The organism is Kitasatospora sp. GP30, from assembly GCF_029892145.1.
Lineage (GTDB): Bacteria > Actinomycetota > Actinomycetes > Streptomycetales > Streptomycetaceae > Kitasatospora > Kitasatospora acidiphila.
Window position 1 is genome coordinate 95,392 of record NZ_JARZAH010000014.1, and the last position, 18,754, is coordinate 114,145.

Sequence of the window (18,754 nt, forward strand, 5' to 3'; positions counted from 1 at the left end):
TACCAGGTTCCGCTCCGGCACGGTTTGCGCTGTGGATCATCCCTCTCCGTGGCGGTACGCCGACTTCCGCACCCTGTTCACCGCGACGACGCTCAGTCAGCTGGGCACCAGCGTGGGCTATGTCGCCGTCCCGCTGATCGCCGTCTCCGCGCTCGACGCGACGCCGGGCGACGTCGGCATCCTCGGCGCGCTGAGCACCGCCGCGTTCCTGCTGATCGGCCTGCCCGCCGGGGCCTGGGTGGACCGGCTGCACCAGCGCCGGGTGCTGATCGTCGCCGACCTGGTGCGGGCCGTGCTGTTCGCGGCCATCCCGCTCGCCTGGTGGCTGCACGCGCTGACGCTCTGGGAACTGTCCGCGATCGTGCTGCTGAACGGCGCGGCCACGGTGTTCTTCGACGTCGGTTCGCAGAGCATCCTGCCGCAACTGGTCGGCCGGGACGGGCTGGTGCGGGCGAACGCCGCCGTGGTGAGCCTGATCGCGGCCGGCAACGCGGTCGGTCGCGGTGCCGGTGGCGCGCTGGTTCAGGTACTGACCGCACCCGTGGCGGTGCTGGCCGCCGCTGCCGGCTATCTGGGCTCGGCGTTGCGGCTGACCGCCATCCGCGTCACGACCGGGCCCGCTTCCGGCACCCCGGCGGGGAGTGCGGCCGCCCCGCTGCGCAGGCAGATCGGCGAGGGGGTGCGGCATGTGGTCGGCAACCCCGAGCTGCGTGCGCTGGCATTCACCGCCACTCTCAGCAACCTCGGCACCCAGCTCGTCAACACCATGCTCCCCATTCTCTTCATCCGCCAACTCCACTTCCCGGCAGGTGTGTTGGGGCTCTTCTGGGCGGCGGGCGGGATCGGCCTGCTGATCGGGTCGCGCTGTGCCCGCCCGCTGGCCGCACGGCTCGGGCACGGCCGCACCCTGGGCCTGGCCGGCCTCTGGCTGGCGCCGGCCGGGCTGCTGGTGCCACTGGTCGGCCGGGGCTGCTGGCTCTGGGTGGCGGGGGCGGGGTGGCTGCTGGCCATGTTCAAGATCGGCACGGACAATGTGCTCGGCGTCAGCCTGCGGCAGCGGATGACGCCGGACGCCCTGCTCGGCCGGATGAACGCCACCTTCCGCTTCCTGCTCACCGGGGCCTTCGCGATCGGTGCCGCCCTGGCCGGTCTGATCGGCCAACTGGCGGGTGTGCAGGCAGCATTGTGGGTGGGCGGGGTGCTGCTGGCGACGGCCTTCCTGCCGGTCTACCGCTCCCCCGTGCGGAGCCGTCGCGAACTCCCGGCCGAGCCACTGCCGTCCGCCCCTGCCACCCGGTCCTCGCGACCCGCCAAGCCGGTCAGTCCCCGACCTTGACCAGCATCTTGCCGCTGTTCTCGCCGCGGAACAGGCCCAGGAACGCCTCGACCACCCGGTCGAAGCCTTCCACCACGGTCGCCTCGGGCACCACCCGGCCGCTGGCGAGGTGCGGGGCGAGGAACTCGTACAGCCCGGGCAGCGCGTCCATGTGCTGGCTGACCAGGTACCCCTCCAGCCGCAGCGCCTTGAGGTTGACCTCGAAGAGGTTGCGCGGCGCGGTGGGCGTGGATACGGAGTTGTACTGGGCGATCGCGCCGGACCAGGCGATCCGGCCGTTCAGGCGCAGCCGGTCGATGGCGGCCTCCAGGTGGTCGCCGCCGACGTTGTCGAGGTAGACGTCCAGGCCGTCCGGCGCGGCGGCGCGCAGCTGGTCCATGACCGGACCGTCGTGGTAGTCGAACGCGACGTCGTAGCCGAGCCGTTCGGTGGCCAGCTTCACCTTGGCCGGCGAGCCGGCGCTGCCGATCACCCGGCCGGCGCCGAGCAGCTTGGCGAGTTGCCCCGCGGCACTGCCGACGCCGCCCGCCGCGGCCGAGATGAAGACGGACTCGCCGGGCTGCAGGCGGGCGACCCGGGTGAGCCCCACCCAGGCCGTCAGGCCGGTGCCGCCGAAGGCGCTCAGGTGGGCGCTCAACGGCACGCCGGGCAGGTCGGGGATCCGGCGGATCTCCTCCGGCGAGACCACGGCGTGGGTGCGCCAGGCCTTGCGGTGGCCGACGATCTCACCGACCGCCAGGGCGGGCGTCCGGGACTCGATCACCCGGCCCAGCGAGCGGCCCTCCAGCGGTGCGTTGAGCTCCCAGTGGCCCTCGTCCATCGCCTGGCGCATGTAGGGGTCGACCGAGAGGTAGAGGTTCTCGACCAGGGCGGTGCCCTCGGCGAGCGGCCCCAGCTCCTCGGTGACGAAGGCGAAGTTGTCGGCGGTGGGGGTGCCCTGCGGGCGGGAGACCTGGTGGACGGCGTTGATGGTGCGGGTCATGGCTCTGCTCCTCGAAGGCGTGATCAATGCGTGGTGCGGCGTCATCCGTTGCGGTCCGGCGTGATCCGGTGCGGTCCGGTGCGGTGCCGGCACCACGTTAGGGAGCGGGAGTGGGCCGGTGGCAGCCCTCGCCGTCGATGGATGGCTGCGTTCCATGAACGGCGTTCATGGAAGACTGGCCCCATGACCGATCTCGCCCCACAGGAGCTGCGCGTGCTCGTCGCCGTCGAGCGCGAGCGGAGCTTCACCGCCGCCGCGGCCGTGCTCGGCATGACGCAGTCCGCCGTCTCCCATGCCGTGCGCGCCGGTGAGCGCAAGCTCGGCGCAGTGCTCTTCGAGCGCGGCCGCAGCGGCGCCACGCCCACCGCGGCCGGCACCCGGGTGGTGGCCCAGGCCCGGCAAGTGCTGCGGCTGCTGGAGCTTATGCGCACCGAGGCGCGCGAGGCCGAGCCGGACCGGGTGGCGGGCCCGGTGCGGATCGCCGCGTTCCGCAGCGTCGCCGCGCAGTTGCTGCCGGCCGTGCTGGCGCGGCTGGCGGAGCGGCATCCCGAGCTCAGCCCGCAGGTGCGGATCGTCCGCGAGATCGGGCGGGGCACGGCGGGCGAGGTGGCGGACGGCCATGCCGACCTGGGGCTGGCCACCATGGACGAGACCACGACGCGGCCCGGGCTGGTCGCGGTGCCGCTGTTCGCGGAGAGCTACGCGCTGGCCCACCCGGTCGGGCATCCGGCGCCGCGCACCCTGCCGCTGGTCGACTGGGACGAGAACTGCGGCTCCTACACCAGGAGTTGGTGGCAGGGGCAGGAGTGGATCCCGCAGGCCACGATCAATGTCGCCGATGACACGGTGGTGCTCTCACTGGTTGCCCAGGGCATCGGCATGGCGATCATGCCGCGGCTCGCGCTGCTCGGCGCCCCGGACGGGCTGGCCGTGACCGACCTGGGGCCCGAGCCGCCGAGCCGGCTGGTGGGCTACGTCAGCACGCCCGCGCTGGCCCGAACGGCCACGGTGCGAGCGGTGATTCGCGAACTGCGGGCCGTGCCGCTGCCGCCCGGCCTGACGCCGAAGCGGCAGGGCGGCTGACCCTTCTTCGCTCCGTTGACCCTTCTTCACTCGGTTGGCGGTTCCCTCCACTCCGGTGGTGCTTCCTTCACTCCGATGGTGGCTCGCGGAGCGTCCTGAGACGGCGCTGGTACTCCTCGTCGTCCAGCTCGCCCCTGGCGTACCGCTCGGCAAGGATCCGCTCCGCCTCCGCCGTGCCCGTGGACCAAGCCCTGGCAGCACCGGCGGTACTGCCAGCCGCCGTCGAACGATGTACGCGCGACCCCCGTGCCAGTGTCGTGATCAGCACCACGAACAGCACGGCCAGCACCACGAAGCCGATCACGAACAGCCAGAACCCGGGCCCGTATCCGCCGTAGCCGCCGACATGATGGAAGTGGCGAACGAACATCTCCCACCACCTCGCCTCCTGTCTTCCAGTGTGCGCCCAACACAGTCGGCCACTTGCGCAAAGGTGCGCACAGAAGCATTGAACGCGCAGAAATGGACTGCTAGCCTCCCCGGGACAGTCGCGCACCCATATTTTCATCCGGCTGTCATGATCACCTCACGCTGTCCTCATGCGCCGCTCAACCGGGCGGCCCGTCCCCCGATCGCCCTGATCCCTGATCCCTGATCCCTGATCCCTGATCCCCCCGCTCGCCCTCGATCCCCTTGGACGCGGCATGCGAACACTCCACTCCCGACCGCTCCACACCCGGTTACCCCTGATCCCCCTCGCCGCCGTGCTCGCCGTGGTCTGCGCGCTGCTCGGCGGCCAGGCCCCGGCCCGGGCGGCCACCCCCGCCGCCGGCACCCTGGCGCTCACCGGCAGCCACACGCTCACCTGGCAGGGCCACAGCTACGCCAGCGGGTCGGTGCCCGACCCGTCGCACTGCCCCGCGCAGGCCCAGGACCCGAACGACCAGACCTGCGACCACTTCGACCTGACCGTCGACGTGCCGGCCTCCTACTGGGCGGACAACCCCGACGGCGGCGTGCCGGTCAGCATCCAATGGCCGGACCCGACCATGGAGTTCGACACCTACATCTACGACGGCGCCGGCCACGAGGTCGCCGAGGCCGCGATGGGTGCCGACCCGTCGGTCGCGGTGATCCCCAACGCCTCCGGCACCTACCACGTGCTGGTGGTGCCCTACTCGGTGACCAATTCGGGCTACACCGCGACCGCGGCCATCCCGACCGCCACCACCGTGGGCAACGCCACCGGCCTGACCAAGGGCGCCGACGGCGGCTACCGGATCCAGGCCGGCAGCGCGGCCGCCCGGATCGACTTCACCAGCGAGGACGTCTTCCGTCTCCAACTCGCCCCCACCGGCACCTTCACCGACCCGGCCGGACGCGAGATGGTTCCCAATCCGCCGTCAACCATCAAGACCACCAAGGAGTTCGACGCCGGCGACTACTGGGCGATCGCCAGCAAGGACCTGACCCTGCGCGCCTACAAGAGCCCCCTGCGGTTCGCCCTCTACCGGGCCGACAACCGCACTCTGGTCTGGCAGGAGACCCGCGGCCTGACCTGGACCGGCGACGCGATGCAGCAGACCCTGGCGCGCGGCCCGCAGGAGCAGTTCTACGGCGCGGGCGAGCAGAACGGCAGCTTCTCGCACCGCGACCAGACCGTGCACGTGGCCAACAACTACAACTGGGACGCGGGCGGCTACAACAACTCGCAGCCGTTCTACCTGTCTTCGGCCGGCTACGGCGTCTTCCGCAACACCTTCGCCCCCGGCGTGTACGACTTCGGCGACCCGGTGCGCACCTCGGCCCAGGAGAGCCGGTTCGACGGGTACTTCATGGCCAGCCCAAACGCCCCGGATCTGAAAACCGTGATCGGCCAGTACACCGATCTGGTCGGCAAGCCTTTCATGCCGCCGGTCTACGGCCTGGAGCCGGGCGACTCGGACTGCTACCTGCACAACGCCAACCGCGGTGAGCGGCACACCCTGGACGCCTTGAAGGTGGCCGACGGCTACACCGCCAACCAGACCCCGCTCGGCTGGATGCTGGTCAACGACGGCTACGGCTGCGGCTACGAGAACCTCCAGCAGGTCGGCCAGGGTCTGCGCGACCACAACATGCAGCTGGGCCTGTGGACTTCGACCGGCCTGCCCAACCAGGGCGAGGAGGTCAAGGCCGGGGTGCGGGTGCGCAAGCTGGACGTCGGCTGGGTCGGCCCGGGCTACCAGTTCGCGCTGGACGGCTGCCAGCAGGCGTACAACGGCATCGAGCAGAACAGCGACGCCCGCGGTTTCGTCTGGCTGCCGGTCTCCTGGGCCGGCGCGCAGCGCTGCGGGGTGCTCTGGAGCGGTGACCAGACCGGCAGTTACGACTACGTGAAGTGGCAGATCCCCACCTACGCGGGCTCCACCATGTCGGGCATCGCCTACAACACCGGTGACGTGGGCGGCATCTTCGGCAGCGACCCGAAGGTGGAGACCCGCGACCTGCAGTGGAAGACCTTCATCCCGACCATCATGACGACGGACGGCTGGGCCCAGAGCGACAAGCAGCCCTGGCGGTTCGGCGAGCCCTACACATCGATCAACAACAAGTTCCTGCAGCTCAAGGAGCGGCTGCTGCCGTACCTCTACACGCTGGCCGCACAGGCGCACCAGACCGGCGTCGGCGCGGTGCGCCCGCTGGTGCTGGACTACCCGAACGACCCCAACACCTGGGGCGACGCGGCCAAGTACGAGTTCCTCAGCGGCGACAGCTTCCTGGTCGCCCCGGTCTACGACGCCTCCGACACCCGCAACGGCATCTACCTGCCGGCGGGCACCTGGGTGGACTACTGGACCGGCAAGACCTACCAGGGGCCGACCACGATCAACGGCTACCACGCGCCGCTGGACACCCTGCCGCTGTTCGTCAAGGCCGGTGCGATCGTGCCGATGTGGCCGCAGGGCACGCTCTCCTGGCAGACCCGGGACACCAGCCGCCTGGACTACGACATCTACGCCCAGGGCGACTCGCAGTTCACCCTCTACGAGGACGACGGCACCACCCGGGCCTACCAGCAGGGCTCCAGCGCAACGCAGTTGGTGACCGTGCACGCGACCGGCCAGCACGGGCACGGCACGACCCAGATCACGGTCGGCCCGAGCAACGGTGCCTACGCGGGCAAACCGGCCGCGCGCGCCTATGAGTTCAGCATCCATGTCGGCGCGGCTCCGGCCCAGGTGCTGCTCGACGGGCATCCGCTGCCGGCCGGCTCCTGGAGCTACGACTCGGCAGCCGGCGTGGTCCATCTGACCACCCCGGCGCAGTCCACCGCTGCCGGCTTCTCGCTGCAGCTGGCGGGTGCGGGCGGCCTGGGCCGCTGAACCACACGTTCCAAGGCTGGCCGGTGGGGGTGGCGACACCCCCACCGGCCAGCCCTTGTAATAACCCTTACTCCCACTTGCCTATTACTCAAGCATGCGCCAAGCTAGGTAACACCTGCCAACCGCAGCAGGTCCTTACTCAACTCAACCATGCTTCCGCACAGGGGGAATCACCATGACGGACCTCCAGATCGCCGACGACACCGCCGAGCGCGCCTACTGGGAGGGCTGGCAGCGCAGTTGGGACCGTCAGCAGGGGTGGTACCTGCCGGACCGCGAGGAGCGGTTCCGCGTGATGATCGACCTGGTCGAGGCGGTCGGCGGCCCCGCACCCCGGATCCTGGACCTGGCCTGCGGCACCGCCAGCATCACCGAGCGCCTGCTCGCCCGACTGCCCCAGGCCGCCAGCGTCGGCGTCGACCTCGACCCGGCGCTGCTCCAGATCGCCGAAGGCCACTTCCGCGGCGACCAGCGGCTCACCCTGGTCACCGCCGACCTGCGCGACCCCGACTGGGCCGCCGCGCTGCCCGAGGGCCCGTTCGACGCGGTGCTCACGGCCACCGCCCTGCACTGGCTGGACACCGACACGCTGCTGCGCCTCTACCGCGACCTGACCGGCCTGCTCCGCCCCGGCGGCATCTTCCTCAACGCCGACCACTGCCCGCAGCCGGGCACCCCGCTGCTCAACGCGGTGCACAAGACCTTCGAGGAGCGGCGCCAGCTGACCGAGAGCGCCGACGGGGTGCTCACCTGGGCCCAGTGGTGGCAGGCCGCGGCCGCCGACCCGCGGCTGGCCGAGGCGGTCGCGGCCCGGTCGGCCGTCTACCGCGACCACAAGGACGGCGACACCCACACCGCCGAGTGGAATATCGAGCGCCTGGTCGACGCTGGTTTCCATGAGGCGGGCCTCGCCTGGCGCTCCGTCAGCGACGCGATGTTCGTCGCGGTCCGCTGACATCACGTCACATCAACTTCATATCAGGGCGTCCGGGTGCTGACGACAGTACGCAAGCACCCGGACGGCCATGCTTCCCGGGGGTAGTTTTGAGCACTACCAGCACTACCAGCACCACCAGCGCCACCACTGCCACCGGTCGCGCTGACGCCAGGCGGCCGCCCGGCTCGTCCGTGCTCGGCCAGTCGTCGAAGACCGCCATCCTGCTGATCGCCTGTGCGGCGCAGTTCATGGTGGTGCTCGACGTGTCGATCGTGAACGTCGCGCTGCCCGAGATGCGCGACTCGCTGCGGCTGAGCGCCACCGGCCAGCAGTGGATCGTCAACGCCTACACCCTCGGCTTCGCCGGGCTGCTGCTGCTCGGCGGCCGACTGGCCGATCTGGTGGGCGCGCGGCGGGCGTTCCTCTCCGGCCTGGTGCTGTTCACCGGCGCCTCGCTGGCCGGCGGGCTGGCCACCACCGGACCGCTGCTGATCGCCGCCCGGGCGATCCAGGGCCTCGGCGGCGCCGTGCTGGCCCCGGCCACCCTCACGCTGATCATGACGACCTTCACCGAGCCGCGGGAGCGCACCCGCGCGATGGGCGCCTGGAGCGCGGTGATGGCGGCCGGCGGCGCGGCGGGCGCGGTGCTCGGCGGCGTGCTGACCCAGTACGCGGGCTGGCGCTGGGTGTTCTTCGTCAATGTGCCGCTCGGCATCGTGCTGCTGGTCGCCGCGCTGGCCCGGGTGACCGCAGCGGAGGCGCCGGGCGGCGGGCTGCGCCGGCTCGACCTGCCGGGCGCGGTCACCGTGACCGGCGGCCTGACCGCGCTCACCTACGCGATCATCGCCACCGAGTCGCACGGCTGGACGGCCCCCGCCGTCTGGCTGCCGGCCGCCGTGGCGGTGCTGCTGCTGGCGGCCTTCGCGGCCATCGAGCACCGCAGCGCCCACCCGCTGGTGCCGCTCGCCGTGCTGCGCCGCCGCACCCTCGCGGTCGCCAACGCCTCGGTGCTGTCGCTGGGCGCGGCGATGTTCGCGATGTGGTTCCTGCTGTCGCTCTACTTCCAACTGGTGCTGCACTACAGCCCGGTGACCGCGGGGCTGGCCTTCCTGCCCGGGTGCTTCTCGATCATCATCTGCGCCCAGGTCGCCACCCGGCTGATCCACCGCACCGGGCCGCGTCCGCTGCTGATCGCCGGGATGACCCTCAGCACGGCCGGCTTCCTGTGGCTGTCGCTGCTGCGCCCGCACGGGGGCTACGCCACCGGTGTGGTGGTGCCGTTCATGCTCTGCACGCTCGGCATGGGGCTGGCGATGATGCCGCTCACCGCCGCGGCCACCGCGGGCGCCCGCCGGGAGGAGGCCGGGCTGGCGTCCGGGCTGACCAACACCTCGCGCCAGGTCGGCGGCGCCCTCGGTCTCGCCCTGCTGGCCACCATCGCCTCGCACACCACTGCCGCCCACGGCGGCGCCAGTGCGGCCGCGCTGACCGCCGGCTATGACCGGGCGTTCCTCGCCGCCGCCGTCCTCACCGCCCTCGCCGGCGTGCTCGCCCTCGGACTGCCCGGCCGGCAGCAGACCGCGGCCTGAGATCAGCCAGGGAGATAATCGGGGCATGCCGATCCGCCAGGTCCACCAGGCCCACCAGCTTTGCCAGGTCCGCCAGGTCCGCCCTGACGAACTGCCCGTGCTCCAGCACATCGAGCGAGCGGCCGGTGAGTGCTTCCGCGAGATCGGGATGCCCGAGATCGCGGAGGACGAGCCGCTGCCGCTCGATGAACTGGCCCGCTACCAGCGGGCCGGGCTGGCCCGGGTGGCGGTCGACGGTGACGACGCCCCGGTGGCGTATCTGATCGCCGACCGGATCGACGGCGCGCTGCACGTCGAGCAGGTGTCGGTGCACCCGGGCAGCGCCCGGCGTGGCATCGGGCGGGCGCTGCTGGAGGATCTCGCGGAGCGGGCCGCCGCGGAGGGCGTCCCGGCGCTGACCCTGACCACGTTCGCGAACGTCCCGTGGAACGCGCCCTACTACGTGCGCTGCGGCTTCCGGCCGCTGCCCGACGCCGAGTTGGGCCCTGGCCTGCGGGAGGTCCGGGCGCAGGAGGCGGCGCACGGCCTGGACCGGTGGCCGCGACTGGCCATGCGGCGAGCGGTGTTGAGCTAGTCAGGGCCTCGCCAGGTAACCGCCGAGCCCCGACTCCAGCAGCTCGAAGGCCCGTTCGGCCACCGCCGTCACCGCTCGGCGGATCTCCTCGGGCTGCTCCCCCGCCACCACCCGGCGACGGATCTCCGCCAGCACCGCACGGTAGGGACCCGCGATCGCCCCGGCCACCACCCCGGGCAGGGGGTCCCCGGCCACACCGCCCGCCGCCTCCGCTTCCTCCGCCAGCGCCGCCGCGAGCGCCGCCTCGGAGCGCTCGGCGATCTCGCGCCCGCGTGCCTGCAGCGCGGGGCTCTCGGCGACCAGCCGCCAGAACACCGCGGCCCCGGGACGCAGTCCGAGGGTCGGCTCATCGCGCTCCAGCGCCGCCAGCAGGCTCGCGCGGACCGCACCCAGCGCGGACGTTCCGACGGCACGGGTGCGGACCGCCTCGGCCAACCAGGCCTCCACCTCGGCCTGCCGGTCGAAGAACAGATCCTCCTTGGTCGGGAAGTAGTTGAAGGCCGTGTTCACCGACACGCCGGCCGCCCGAGCCACCTCCGCCACGGTGACGCCGTCGAAGCCGCGCTCGACGAAGAGGCCCATGGCGGCGTCCGCGAGCGCGGCCCGGGTCTGCTGCTTCTTGGCTTCACGGAGTCCCATGCAGAAATCATAGAGCCACTGAAAATTTGGAGTGACTCCAAAATTATCGGCTAGGGTGGCGCCCATGACCTTGACCTTCGGCATCTATCCCGGCGGCCTGCTGGGCACCGACACTGGCGTCCGCCACCCGGTGAGCCCCGACGACCCCGCGCTGATCACCGCCGCGCTGCGCCAACTCCAGGGCGACGCACCGACGTTGCTAGTCCGCGCCTACCGCCACTACGCGGCGTCCAGCCGGCCCACCAGCACGCCCGCCGACCCCGAGCGCCTGCTCGGCGACGGACGCAGGCTCGATCTGGTGCTGCAGTTCCGGGAGCCCAGCGGAGAGCTTGGCGGCTGGCTCGACTTCATCCGCGACACGGTGCGCACCGAGGGCCCGCGGCTGGCGATGCTCCAGATCTGCGAGGAGCCCAACCTCAACCTCCCGATCGTCGACGGGAGCATCCCGAACGTCCAACAGGCCCTGATCCAGGGGGTGATCGCGGCCAAGGAGGAGGCGCTGGCGCAGGGGTACGACATCGCCGTCGGCTTCAACGCCGTGCCGGGCTTCGACCCGGCCGACCCCTTCTGGGGCGAGCTGGGCGCGGCCGCCGACGACCGCTTCCACCGCGCGCTGGACTACGTGGGCCTGGACTTCTTCCCGGACGTCTTCCGTCCGCTGCCGCCTGAGCGGTTGGTCCCCGCGGCGACGGCGGTGCTCACCGAGTTCCGCACCACGCACCTCGCCCGCGCCGGGATCGCCCCGTCGGTGCCGATCCACGTCTGCGAGCACGGCTGGCCCACCGGCCCGGAGCGCTCCGAGGAGCGCCAGGCCGAGGTGGTCGAGGAGGTGATCCGGACCATCGCGGGCCTGCGCGACGAGCTCCACCTCACCGGCTACAGCCTCTTCGCGCTGCGTGACGCCGACTCCGCCGGCACCGGCCTGTTCGACCGCTTCGGCCTGCTGCGGGACGACTACACGCCCAAGCCCGCCTTCGACACCTACCGCAGGCTGATCCAGGAGCTCGGCCGCTGACCCGCGCGGTCGTCGGCTCACCGCTGCGATAGCTTGTGGATCACGGGAAGAGCGATACCGGGCGGCCGCAGCACAGCCACCGTCCTGGAGCGGCTGGCGGCGGACGACCCGGCGGCGGCGCGCCTGCGTAGGCGGCTGGCCCTGGTCCTGGCTGCCGTGGCGGTACTGCTGTTCGCGTGGATCCTGGTGCTCGGGTCGACCACCCGCGGGCAGGCCGAGGTCCGGAACTGGTCAACAGCCTGGGTCGGCATGGACCTGCTCCAGGTGACCGGCCTGCTCGCCACGGCGGTGCTGCTGGCCCGGCGTTCGCGGTTGGTGGCGCCCGCCGGGTCCGCGACCGCCACCCTGCTGCTGCTCGACGCCTGGTTCGACGTGATGACCGCCGAGGGCGGCGCGGACTGGTACGTGGCGCTCGCGATGGCCCTGCTGGTCGAGCTGCCGTCCAGCCTGGCGCTGGCGGCGCTGGCCAGGAAGACGCTGGACTGGCGAGTCAGCGAGGAGCCTGACGTCCAGTCAGACCCAGAGGCGGCCTGACGGTCCGGTCGGACCAACAGGCGGCCTCACGGTCCGGTCAGCCCGCAGGCAGATTGACGCCCGGTCAGACGGCTCGAAGCGCCCCCGGGCGGCGGCCGGCCAGGCGGTCGAGGGCGGCGGCGGTCGCGTCGTCGGCCGGGAGGTGGACCAGCAACCGCTGGTCGTCCTCAACGGGCAGGTTGAGCGTCTCATAGGCCAGCCGCAGCTCGCCGACCTGCGGGTGGGCCAGCCGCAGCACCGCGCTCGCCCTCGGCAGCCCGGACACCCGGTCCAGCCGAGTAGCGAAGTCGGCACCGCAGGAGACCGTCAATTCATCGGCCAACGCCCCGACTTCGGGCTCGGAGAGGCCGGGCCCGCGCTTCAGCGCCGCGACCTGCTCATCGGCCACCAACTCCCAGTCCGGGAAGGCCGTGCGGGCCCGCGGATCGGTGAAGACGAAGCGGGCGAGGTTCGGTCGCGCGGAGTCCAGCAGGCCGATCGGCTCGACCAGCCGCCGGTAGCCGTCAGTGCAGGCGAGCACCTCGGAGAGCCGGTTGAGCAGCACGGCGGCCGCCGGCTCCAGGCTGTCCAGCAAGGCCCGCACGGTGGGCCGCACGGTGCGGTTGGGGCCGGCCGACCCCATGCAGCTGAAGCCCGGCTCGGCGCCCTTGACCAGTTGGTGCAGATGGAGCCGTTCCGCCGGGGCGAGCCGCAGGGCGTCCGCCAGCGACGCCAGCACCGGCGCCGACGGCCGCCGGTCCCGCCCCTGCTCCAGCCTGGTGACGTACTCGACGCTGACCCCCGCCAGCGTCGCCAGTTCGGCTCGCCGCAGCCCGGGCGTGCGGCGGCGCGGCCCGGTCGGCAGGCCCGCCTCGGCGGGTGTGACGGCCTCCCGGCGCAGCCGCAGGAAGAGGCCCAGCTCGTTGTCGCTCACCCCTCGAACGTAGCACCGGGGCCGAGCCGGATCGTGGCCCCCCCACTACCACCCTCAGCTCGGCCTCCCTCAGCCCGCTCCGGCTCGGGAGAGTGGTGGTCACGGCCCGGAGCTCGGGCCGGCCAGCACTTCACTCGTAGCACTCGTAGCAGGAGCACACCCATGTCCAAGTTGAACCTCGCAGTGATCGTCGGCAGCGTCCGGGAGGGCCGGTTCGCCCCGGTGATCGCCCGCTGGTTCGTCGGGCAGGCCGAGCGGCACGGCGCGTTCACCGTCGACCTGATCGATCTCGCGGACGTCGAACTGCCCCTCGCCCTGCCCGCCATGCCGCCGGCCATGCAGCCCGACCTGCGCCGCCCCGAGGGGATGGCCGAGCTGACCCGCCGCCTGAAGGCCGCGGACGCCATCGTCATCCTGACGCCCGACTACAACCGCAGCTTCCCGGCCTCCCTCAAGGCCGCCATCGACTGGCACTACAGCGAGTGGCACGCCAAGCCGATCGGCTTCGTCGGCTACAGCGGTGCCAGCGGCGGCCTGCTGGCGATCGAGCAGCTGCGGCAGATCTTCAACGAGCTGCAGGCGCACACCGTCCGCGGCTATGTCTCGTTCCCGCGTTACTACGAGCTGTTCTCCCCGGACGGCACGCTGCTGGAGCCGGAGGGCCCGGAGGGCTCGGCCAAGGCGATGCTGGACCAGCTGCAGTGGTGGGGCTCGGTGCTGCACGACGCCCGCCGCGACCGGCCGTTCGCGACCGGCCTGTAGTCCGCCTGTAGCCCGCCGGTGAGTCAGTCGACGTAGTACATCGCGTGCCGGCAGTGCGGCGCACTGCCGGTCCGGTCCTCCTCCGGCTCGGACTCGACGTCCTGGGAGCCGAGCGGCTCGGGCTCGAAGGAGGCGCCGAGCAGCAGCCGGCGCAGGGCGGCAACGTCCGACGGGGTCGGCTGCCGCCGGGCGGCGGGCTCGGACGGGAGGACCTGATGGTCGGTCATGGCGTGCGGCTTCCTTCCAGGCGCGGCGCGGGCCGCGGTCGGACCCACAGGTCCAGTGCATGCCTGCGATCCGCCGATCGCACCCGTTCTTGACGCATGGACTACGCGGGCCGGGGCCGTCCTGACGAGATCTTGATATCGGAGCACCCGTTCGGGGGGCCACTAGACTCACCGGAATGCCAACCCACACCAACTCCGCCCCCATCGTGGTCGACCACGACCCCGCCTGGCAGCCCGCCGGCCTCGCCCTCGCCGAGGAGCTGCGCGCCCTGCTCGCCCCGCAGGCGCTGCGCGTGGAGCACATCGGCAGCACCGCGATCCCCGGCATGGCAGCCAAGCCGATCTTCGACCTCCAGGTGAGCGTGGCGGACCTGGTGCAGGCCGAGGCGGTCTTCGACGGGCCGCTGGCCGGCCAGGGCTTCCAGCGCTCCCCCTACCAGCGGGACCACGTGCCCGCCGGGCTCGATGACGACCCGGCGCGCTGGGCGAAGCGGATGTGGTCGCGGCGCCTCCGGGCCGAGCTGGAGGGCCTGGACGGCCCGGACGTCAACCTGCATGTCCGCCTGGCCGGTTCCCCCAATGAGCGGCTTGCGCTGCTGTTCCGCGACTGGTTCCGGGCCCACCCCGAGGCCGTGCCGGCCTATGCGCGCTTCAAGAGCGTCCTCGCCGAGACGGTCGCCGATGTGGGCGTCTACGCCGACGTCAAGGACCCGGTCGTGGACCTCGTCATCACCGTGGCGGAGCGCTGGGCCGCCGAGACCGGCTGGACGGCGTAGCACCACCCGTTCAGCGCGCAACGTCCCGCGAACGCGCCTGCGCGCAACGGCCCGCCAGCGCACGAGCGAGCAACCGCCCGCCAACGCGCCCTCGCGCAACCGCCCGCCAACGCACCAGCGAGCAACCGCCCGCCAACGCGCCCTCGCGCAACGGCCCGCCAACGCACCAGCGAGCAACGGCCCGTCAGCGCACCGGTTCGCGCGCGGGCGGGCCCGCGTAACTGTCCGCGAAGCTCGCCGCGAACGCCGCCGAATCCCGCAGCTGGTCCAGCCGGGAGAGTTGCAGGCGGTGCAGGAACGCGAAGTCCTCCTGGCCCGCCGCCGCCGGGCTGTGCAGCAGGTGCAGCAGCCAGTGCGAGAACTCCTGGGCCCGCCAGATGTCCGGCAGGCGCGCGGCCGAATATCCGTCCAGCACACCGGAGTTGCCGCCGCGGTAGTGGGCCAGCAGCCGGTCGGCCAGCTCGGCGGCGTCGGCGATGGCCAGGTTCATCCCCTTGCCGCCCGCCGGGGTGATGATGTGCGCGGCGTCGCCGACCAGGAAGAGCCGGCCGTACCGCATCGGCTCGGCCACGAAGCTGCGCATCTCCAGCACGGTCTTCTCGATGATCGGGCCGGTCCTCAACTCGGCCTCGGACAGGCCCAGTCGGTGGTGCAGGGCCGACCAGATCCGGTCGTCCGACCAGTTCTCCGGCTGATCCCCGACCGGGCACTGCAGATAGAAGCGGGACACCGACGAGGTGCGCAGCATGTGGCCCGCGAAACCGTCCCGGTGCAGGGCGTAGATGATCTCGCCGGTGGCCGGCGGGGTTTCGGCCAGCACCGCCAGCCAGCCGAACTCGTGCTGCTTGGTGCTGGCGCGCAGCCGGCCCTCGGGCACGGCGGGGCGAGCGGTGCCGTAGAAGCCGTCGCAGCCCGCGATGAAGTCGCATTCGATCACTACCGGTTCGGAGCCCGGCGCCTCGCACCGCAGCACGGCCCGCTCGCCGTCCGAGGCGTCCAACTCGGCCAGCGCCACGGCCGGGTGGGAGAAGAGCAGGGTGCCGCCGCCCGCGAGATAGGCCTCGATCAGATCGCGGACCAGGAACTGCTGCGGGTAGACGTGGTGGACCCGACCGCCGGCCAACTCCCGGTACGGGACGGAGAACCGCCCGCCGCCGTGGCGGAACTCGCAACTGCCGTGCGCCACGCCCTCGGCCAGCAGACGGTCGGCCAGCCCGTGGGCGCGCAGGAACTCCACCGTGCGGTGCTCGATCAGCCCGGCCCGGGCCCGGTTCTCCACATGGGCGCGACTGCGCCGCTCCACCACCAGGCAGTCGATCCCGGCCTGTTGCAGCACGTTCGCCAGCACCAGACCGGCCGGTCCGGCACCGACGATCGCCACCCTGGTCCGCAGCAGCATGGTCACCCCGTTCAGGTAGGCCCAGAGCTGCCCAGCGTAGTTGACTACCCATCAGTCGGCCGCGTCTGCCGGCTCCGGCAGCACCGCCGGCACGCGCGGGGTGACCCGTCGCGGCAGGTCATACGGCCCCCGCTCGGCCGCCATGGCTCGCCTGGGGGGCGGCCAGGCCCTCGAAGAACGAGACCATCGGGCGGCTCAGGCTTGGCAGCGATCGCCGGACGGCGGCCGAGCCGCCTCGGCGGGCCGAACCGGGCGAGCGACCCGGTCAGCGGCTCGGCCAGGCCCCGGATCAGCTGCTCCTCGTGCGCGGCCGGCTCCGCGGCGACGCGGCATCCATGGTGATCCCCCAGCGACCTGGGGCGGCAGCCCGCCCGGCGCTTCCGTACCGTGGAAGTGACCACCGGTGCGTGCGAGGAGGGCTGGCCACCCATGACTGACGCGATCGTGGTGGGCGCCGGCCCGAACGGGCTGGCCGCCGCGGTCACCCTGGCCCAGCAGGGCCTGCGGGTCACCGTGCTGGAGGCCGCCGCGGAGATCGGCGGCGGCACCCGCAGCGGCGAGGCGATCCTGCCCGGCCTGCTGCACGACCACTGCTCCGCCGTCCATCCGATGGCCGTCGGCTCACCGTTCCTGCGCGTCCTGGGCCTCGACCGCCACGGCCTGGAGTGGCGGCTCCCGGAGGTCGACTGCGCCCACCCGCTGGACGGCGGCACGGCCGGGGTGCTGTACCGCTCGGTCACCGCCACAGCGGCCGGGCTGGGCGCGGACGGGGCGCGCTGGCGGCGGCTGTTCGCGGGCCCCGCCGCAGGCTGGGACCAGCTGGCCGGTGACGTCATGGGCCCGCTGCTGCGGCTTCCCCGCCACCCACTGCGGCTCGCCCGGTTCGGGCTGCCCGCGCTGCTCCCGGCCGCCGTGCCGACCCGGCTGTTCCGCACGGCCGAGGCCCGGGCGCTGTTCGGCGGTGTCGCCGCCCATGCCTTCCAGCCGCTGCACCACCCGCTGAGCGCGAGCATCGGCCTCGGCATCCTGACCGCCGGGCACCGGCACGGCTGGGCCGTCGCGGCGGGGGGCTCGCAGGCCATCACCCGGGCGCTCGCGGCCGTCCTCGCGGAGCTCGGCGGCACCGTCGAGACCGGCATCCGGGTGCGCTCCGCCGCTGCCCTCCCGCCCGTGGCCGTCACCATGTACGACTTGGCGCCGGGCGCGGTGGCCGAGATCCTGGGCGACCGGCTGCCCCGGCGGACGGCCAGGGCCTACCAGCGCTTCCGGCACGGGCCGGGCGCCTTCAAGGTCGATTTCGCGGTCGAGGGCGGCGTCCCCTGGACGGCACCGGCCGCACGACGGGCGGGCACCGTGCACCTGGGCGGCGATTACGCCGAACTGGCTGCCACCGAACGGGAGATCAGCGCCGACCGGATGCCCGAACGGCCGTTCGTGCTGGTCGGCCAGCAGTATCTGGCCGACCCGGGGCGCTCGGTGGGCGACGTCCATCCGGTCTGGACGTACGCCCATGTCCCGCACGGCTACACCGGCGATGCCACGGCGGCGATCATCGCGCAGATCGAGCGGTTCGCCCCCGGCTTCCGGGAGCGCGTGCTCGGCACCGCGGTACGCCCCACCACCGCCTTCCCCACCGACAACCCGAACTACGTGGGCGGCGACATCCTCACCGGCGCCAAGAACCCGCGGCAGCTGCTCTTCGGGCCCCGCTTGGGCGTCGACCCGTACGCCACCGGCCTGCCCGGCCACTACCTCTGCTCGGCCGCCACCCCGCCCGGCCCTGGAGCCCACGGCATGTGCGGCCACCACGCCGCCCGCAGCGCTCTGGCGCGCCTGTGACCGACCGCCTCCGGTCGGCGGGACCATGGGACGGCAGCGCGATGCCAAGGAAGGAGTCGGCGGTATGGCGGAGACTCTGGTGGACCTGACGGGCAAGTCCTGTCTGGTGACCGGTGCGGCGAGCGGGATCGGGCGGGCGACGGCCACCTTGATGGCTCGGCTCGGGGCCCGGGTGGTCGCCGCCGATGTGGACGCGGTGGGGCTGGCCCGGCTTGCCGCCGAGCACCACGATGTGCTGTGCGTGGTGGGCGATGTGACGGAGCCTCAGGACGTCCGGCGGATGGTGGCGACGGCCGTGGAGCGCAACGGCCGGCTGGATGTCGCGGTGGCCAACGCCGGCGTGCTCCCGCTGTCCGACGTGCTGGAGACCAGCCCGGAGGAGTGGGACCGGGTGATGGCGGTCGACGGCAAGGGCATGTTCCTCACCTGCAAGTACGCGATCGAGGTGATGCAGGCCAACGGCGGCGGCTCGATCGTCTGCCTCTCGTCGATCTCCGGGCTGGCCGGGCAGGCGCGCCAAGCCGCCTACGGCCCGGCCAAGTTCGTCGCCTCCGGGCTGACCATGCACCTGGCCGTCGAGTGGGCGCACCGCGGCATCCGGGTGAACGCGGTGGCGCCCGGCACCATCGTCACCGAGCGGGTGCGGGCGCTCAAGGACGAGCCGGGCGGGTCGGAGTACCTGGACGGGATGGCCCGCGCCCATCCGCTCGGACGGCTCGGTGAGCCGGCGGAGGTGGCGCGGGCGATCGCGTTCCTGGCCTCGGACGCGGCCTCGTTCATCACCGGCACGGTGCTGCCCGTGGACGGCGGGTATCTGGCCCGCTGACCTCCAGGGCAACCGGCC

The 18,754-nt window shown here is 72.6% G+C and carries 18 protein-coding genes; 12 read left to right on the forward strand and 6 right to left on the reverse strand.

Features of this window, described 5'->3' with window-relative positions; genetic code table 11:
* Positions 1–31 precede the first annotated feature (31 nt).
* Complete coding sequence (locus P3T35_RS21200; protein ID WP_101379015.1) at positions 32–1,336, forward strand: MFS transporter; 1,305 nt, start codon at positions 32–34, stop codon at positions 1,334–1,336.
* On the opposite strand, the gene P3T35_RS21205 is transcribed toward P3T35_RS21200, so the two are convergent.
* Positions 1,320–2,318, reverse strand: coding sequence for an NADP-dependent oxidoreductase (locus P3T35_RS21205; protein WP_101379016.1), 999 nt, complete (start codon positions 2,316–2,318; stop codon positions 1,320–1,322). The genes P3T35_RS21200 and P3T35_RS21205 overlap by 17 nt on opposite strands.
* 183 nt (positions 2,319–2,501) lie before the next feature.
* Here P3T35_RS21205 and P3T35_RS21210 point away from each other — a divergent pair, with 183 nt between their 5' ends.
* On the forward strand, positions 2,502–3,401 hold the full coding sequence (locus tag P3T35_RS21210; protein WP_101379017.1) for a LysR family transcriptional regulator: 900 nt from the start codon (positions 2,502–2,504) through the stop codon (positions 3,399–3,401).
* Between the two features lie 67 nt (positions 3,402–3,468).
* On the opposite strand, the gene P3T35_RS21215 is transcribed toward P3T35_RS21210, so the two are convergent.
* On the reverse strand, positions 3,469–3,771 hold the full coding sequence (locus P3T35_RS21215; protein ID WP_101379018.1) for an SHOCT domain-containing protein: 303 nt from the start codon (positions 3,769–3,771) through the stop codon (positions 3,469–3,471).
* A gap of 274 nt (positions 3,772–4,045) precedes the next feature.
* Here P3T35_RS21215 and P3T35_RS21220 point away from each other — a divergent pair, with 274 nt between their 5' ends.
* From P3T35_RS21220 to P3T35_RS21235, 4 genes are all read left to right on the forward strand, one after another.
* Positions 4,046–6,706 carry a TIM-barrel domain-containing protein gene (locus P3T35_RS21220; RefSeq protein ID WP_348533426.1) on the forward strand — a complete coding sequence of 887 codons (2,661 nt, stop codon included), beginning with the start codon at positions 4,046–4,048 and terminating at the stop codon, positions 6,704–6,706.
* 175 nt (positions 6,707–6,881) lie between these two features.
* A complete protein-coding gene (locus tag P3T35_RS21225) occupies positions 6,882–7,661 on the forward strand; it encodes a class I SAM-dependent methyltransferase (protein WP_101379019.1) in 780 nt (259 codons plus the stop codon).
* Between the two features lie 89 nt (positions 7,662–7,750).
* A complete protein-coding gene (locus P3T35_RS21230) occupies positions 7,751–9,232 on the forward strand; it encodes an MFS transporter (RefSeq protein ID WP_280707277.1) in 1,482 nt (493 codons plus the stop codon).
* 25 nt (positions 9,233–9,257) lie between these two features.
* Positions 9,258–9,806, forward strand: a complete 549-nt coding sequence (locus P3T35_RS21235) for a GNAT family N-acetyltransferase (protein WP_101379020.1) — start codon at positions 9,258–9,260, stop codon at positions 9,804–9,806.
* On the opposite strand, the gene P3T35_RS21240 is transcribed toward P3T35_RS21235, so the two are convergent.
* Positions 9,807–10,445, reverse strand: coding sequence for a TetR family transcriptional regulator (locus P3T35_RS21240; protein WP_101379021.1), 639 nt, complete (start codon positions 10,443–10,445; stop codon positions 9,807–9,809).
* A gap of 64 nt (positions 10,446–10,509) precedes the next feature.
* On the opposite strand from P3T35_RS21240, the gene P3T35_RS21245 reads away from it, so the two are divergent.
* Both P3T35_RS21245 and P3T35_RS21250 read left to right on the forward strand, forming a co-directional pair.
* Positions 10,510–11,460 (forward strand): hypothetical protein, encoded by a 951-nt coding sequence (locus P3T35_RS21245; protein ID WP_101379022.1) that lies wholly within the window; start codon positions 10,510–10,512, stop codon positions 11,458–11,460.
* Between the two features lie 33 nt (positions 11,461–11,493).
* The gene (locus P3T35_RS21250) at positions 11,494–11,994 is read left to right on the forward strand and encodes a hypothetical protein (protein WP_101379023.1); all 501 of its coding nucleotides are present in this window, start codon (positions 11,494–11,496) and stop codon (positions 11,992–11,994) included.
* A 64-nt stretch (positions 11,995–12,058) separates the two neighbouring features.
* Here P3T35_RS21250 and P3T35_RS21255 read toward each other — a convergent pair whose 3' ends face one another.
* A complete protein-coding gene (locus P3T35_RS21255) occupies positions 12,059–12,907 on the reverse strand; it encodes a helix-turn-helix transcriptional regulator (RefSeq protein ID WP_101379024.1) in 849 nt (282 codons plus the stop codon).
* 162 nt (positions 12,908–13,069) lie between these two features.
* Here P3T35_RS21255 and P3T35_RS21260 point away from each other — a divergent pair, with 162 nt between their 5' ends.
* On the forward strand, positions 13,070–13,669 hold the full coding sequence (locus tag P3T35_RS21260; protein ID WP_101379025.1) for an NAD(P)H-dependent oxidoreductase: 600 nt from the start codon (positions 13,070–13,072) through the stop codon (positions 13,667–13,669).
* A 23-nt stretch (positions 13,670–13,692) separates the two neighbouring features.
* Here the strand turns inward: P3T35_RS21260 and P3T35_RS21265 are convergent, their stop codons facing one another.
* The gene (locus tag P3T35_RS21265) at positions 13,693–13,896 is read right to left on the reverse strand and encodes a hypothetical protein (RefSeq protein WP_101379026.1); all 204 of its coding nucleotides are present in this window, start codon (positions 13,894–13,896) and stop codon (positions 13,693–13,695) included.
* Between the two features lie 176 nt (positions 13,897–14,072).
* On the opposite strand from P3T35_RS21265, the gene P3T35_RS21270 reads away from it, so the two are divergent.
* Positions 14,073–14,672, forward strand: a complete 600-nt coding sequence (locus P3T35_RS21270) for a GrpB family protein (protein ID WP_280707281.1) — start codon at positions 14,073–14,075, stop codon at positions 14,670–14,672.
* 184 nt (positions 14,673–14,856) lie between these two features.
* Here the strand turns inward: P3T35_RS21270 and P3T35_RS21275 are convergent, their stop codons facing one another.
* Entirely contained in the window at positions 14,857–16,071 is a 1,215-nt protein-coding gene (locus P3T35_RS21275; RefSeq protein ID WP_101379027.1) for a 4-hydroxybenzoate 3-monooxygenase, read from the reverse strand.
* A gap of 429 nt (positions 16,072–16,500) precedes the next feature.
* On the opposite strand from P3T35_RS21275, the gene P3T35_RS21280 reads away from it, so the two are divergent.
* Positions 16,501–17,910 carry an NAD(P)/FAD-dependent oxidoreductase gene (locus P3T35_RS21280; protein WP_101379028.1) on the forward strand — a complete coding sequence of 470 codons (1,410 nt, stop codon included), beginning with the start codon at positions 16,501–16,503 and terminating at the stop codon, positions 17,908–17,910.
* A gap of 64 nt (positions 17,911–17,974) precedes the next feature.
* On the forward strand, positions 17,975–18,736 hold the full coding sequence (locus P3T35_RS21285) for an SDR family NAD(P)-dependent oxidoreductase (RefSeq protein ID WP_101379029.1): 762 nt from the start codon (positions 17,975–17,977) through the stop codon (positions 18,734–18,736).
* Positions 18,737–18,754 lie beyond the last annotated feature (18 nt).

Coding starts and splice junctions, on each gene's coding strand:
- P3T35_RS21280 (WP_101379028.1), top strand. CDS start 16,501: ATGACTGACGCGATCGTGGTGGGCGCCGGCCCGAACGGGCTGGCCGCC.
- P3T35_RS21210 (WP_101379017.1), top strand. CDS start 2,502: ATGACCGATCTCGCCCCACAGGAGCTGCGCGTGCTCGTCGCCGTCGAG.
- P3T35_RS21270 (WP_280707281.1), top strand. CDS start 14,073: ATGCCAACCCACACCAACTCCGCCCCCATCGTGGTCGACCACGACCCC.
- P3T35_RS21235 (WP_101379020.1), top strand. CDS start 9,258: ATGCCGATCCGCCAGGTCCACCAGGCCCACCAGCTTTGCCAGGTCCGC.
- P3T35_RS21260 (WP_101379025.1), top strand. CDS start 13,070: ATGTCCAAGTTGAACCTCGCAGTGATCGTCGGCAGCGTCCGGGAGGGC.
- P3T35_RS21265 (WP_101379026.1), bottom strand. CDS start 13,896: ATGACCGACCATCAGGTCCTCCCGTCCGAGCCCGCCGCCCGGCGGCAG.
- P3T35_RS21220 (WP_348533426.1), top strand. CDS start 4,046: ATGCGAACACTCCACTCCCGACCGCTCCACACCCGGTTACCCCTGATC.
- P3T35_RS21285 (WP_101379029.1), top strand. CDS start 17,975: ATGGCGGAGACTCTGGTGGACCTGACGGGCAAGTCCTGTCTGGTGACC.
- P3T35_RS21205 (WP_101379016.1), bottom strand. CDS start 2,318: ATGACCCGCACCATCAACGCCGTCCACCAGGTCTCCCGCCCGCAGGGC.
- P3T35_RS21215 (WP_101379018.1), bottom strand. CDS start 3,771: ATGTTCGTTCGCCACTTCCATCATGTCGGCGGCTACGGCGGATACGGG.
- P3T35_RS21225 (WP_101379019.1), top strand. CDS start 6,882: ATGACGGACCTCCAGATCGCCGACGACACCGCCGAGCGCGCCTACTGG.
- P3T35_RS21245 (WP_101379022.1), top strand. CDS start 10,510: ATGACCTTGACCTTCGGCATCTATCCCGGCGGCCTGCTGGGCACCGAC.
- P3T35_RS21275 (WP_101379027.1), bottom strand. CDS start 16,071: ATGCTGCTGCGGACCAGGGTGGCGATCGTCGGTGCCGGACCGGCCGGT.
- P3T35_RS21240 (WP_101379021.1), bottom strand. CDS start 10,445: ATGGGACTCCGTGAAGCCAAGAAGCAGCAGACCCGGGCCGCGCTCGCG.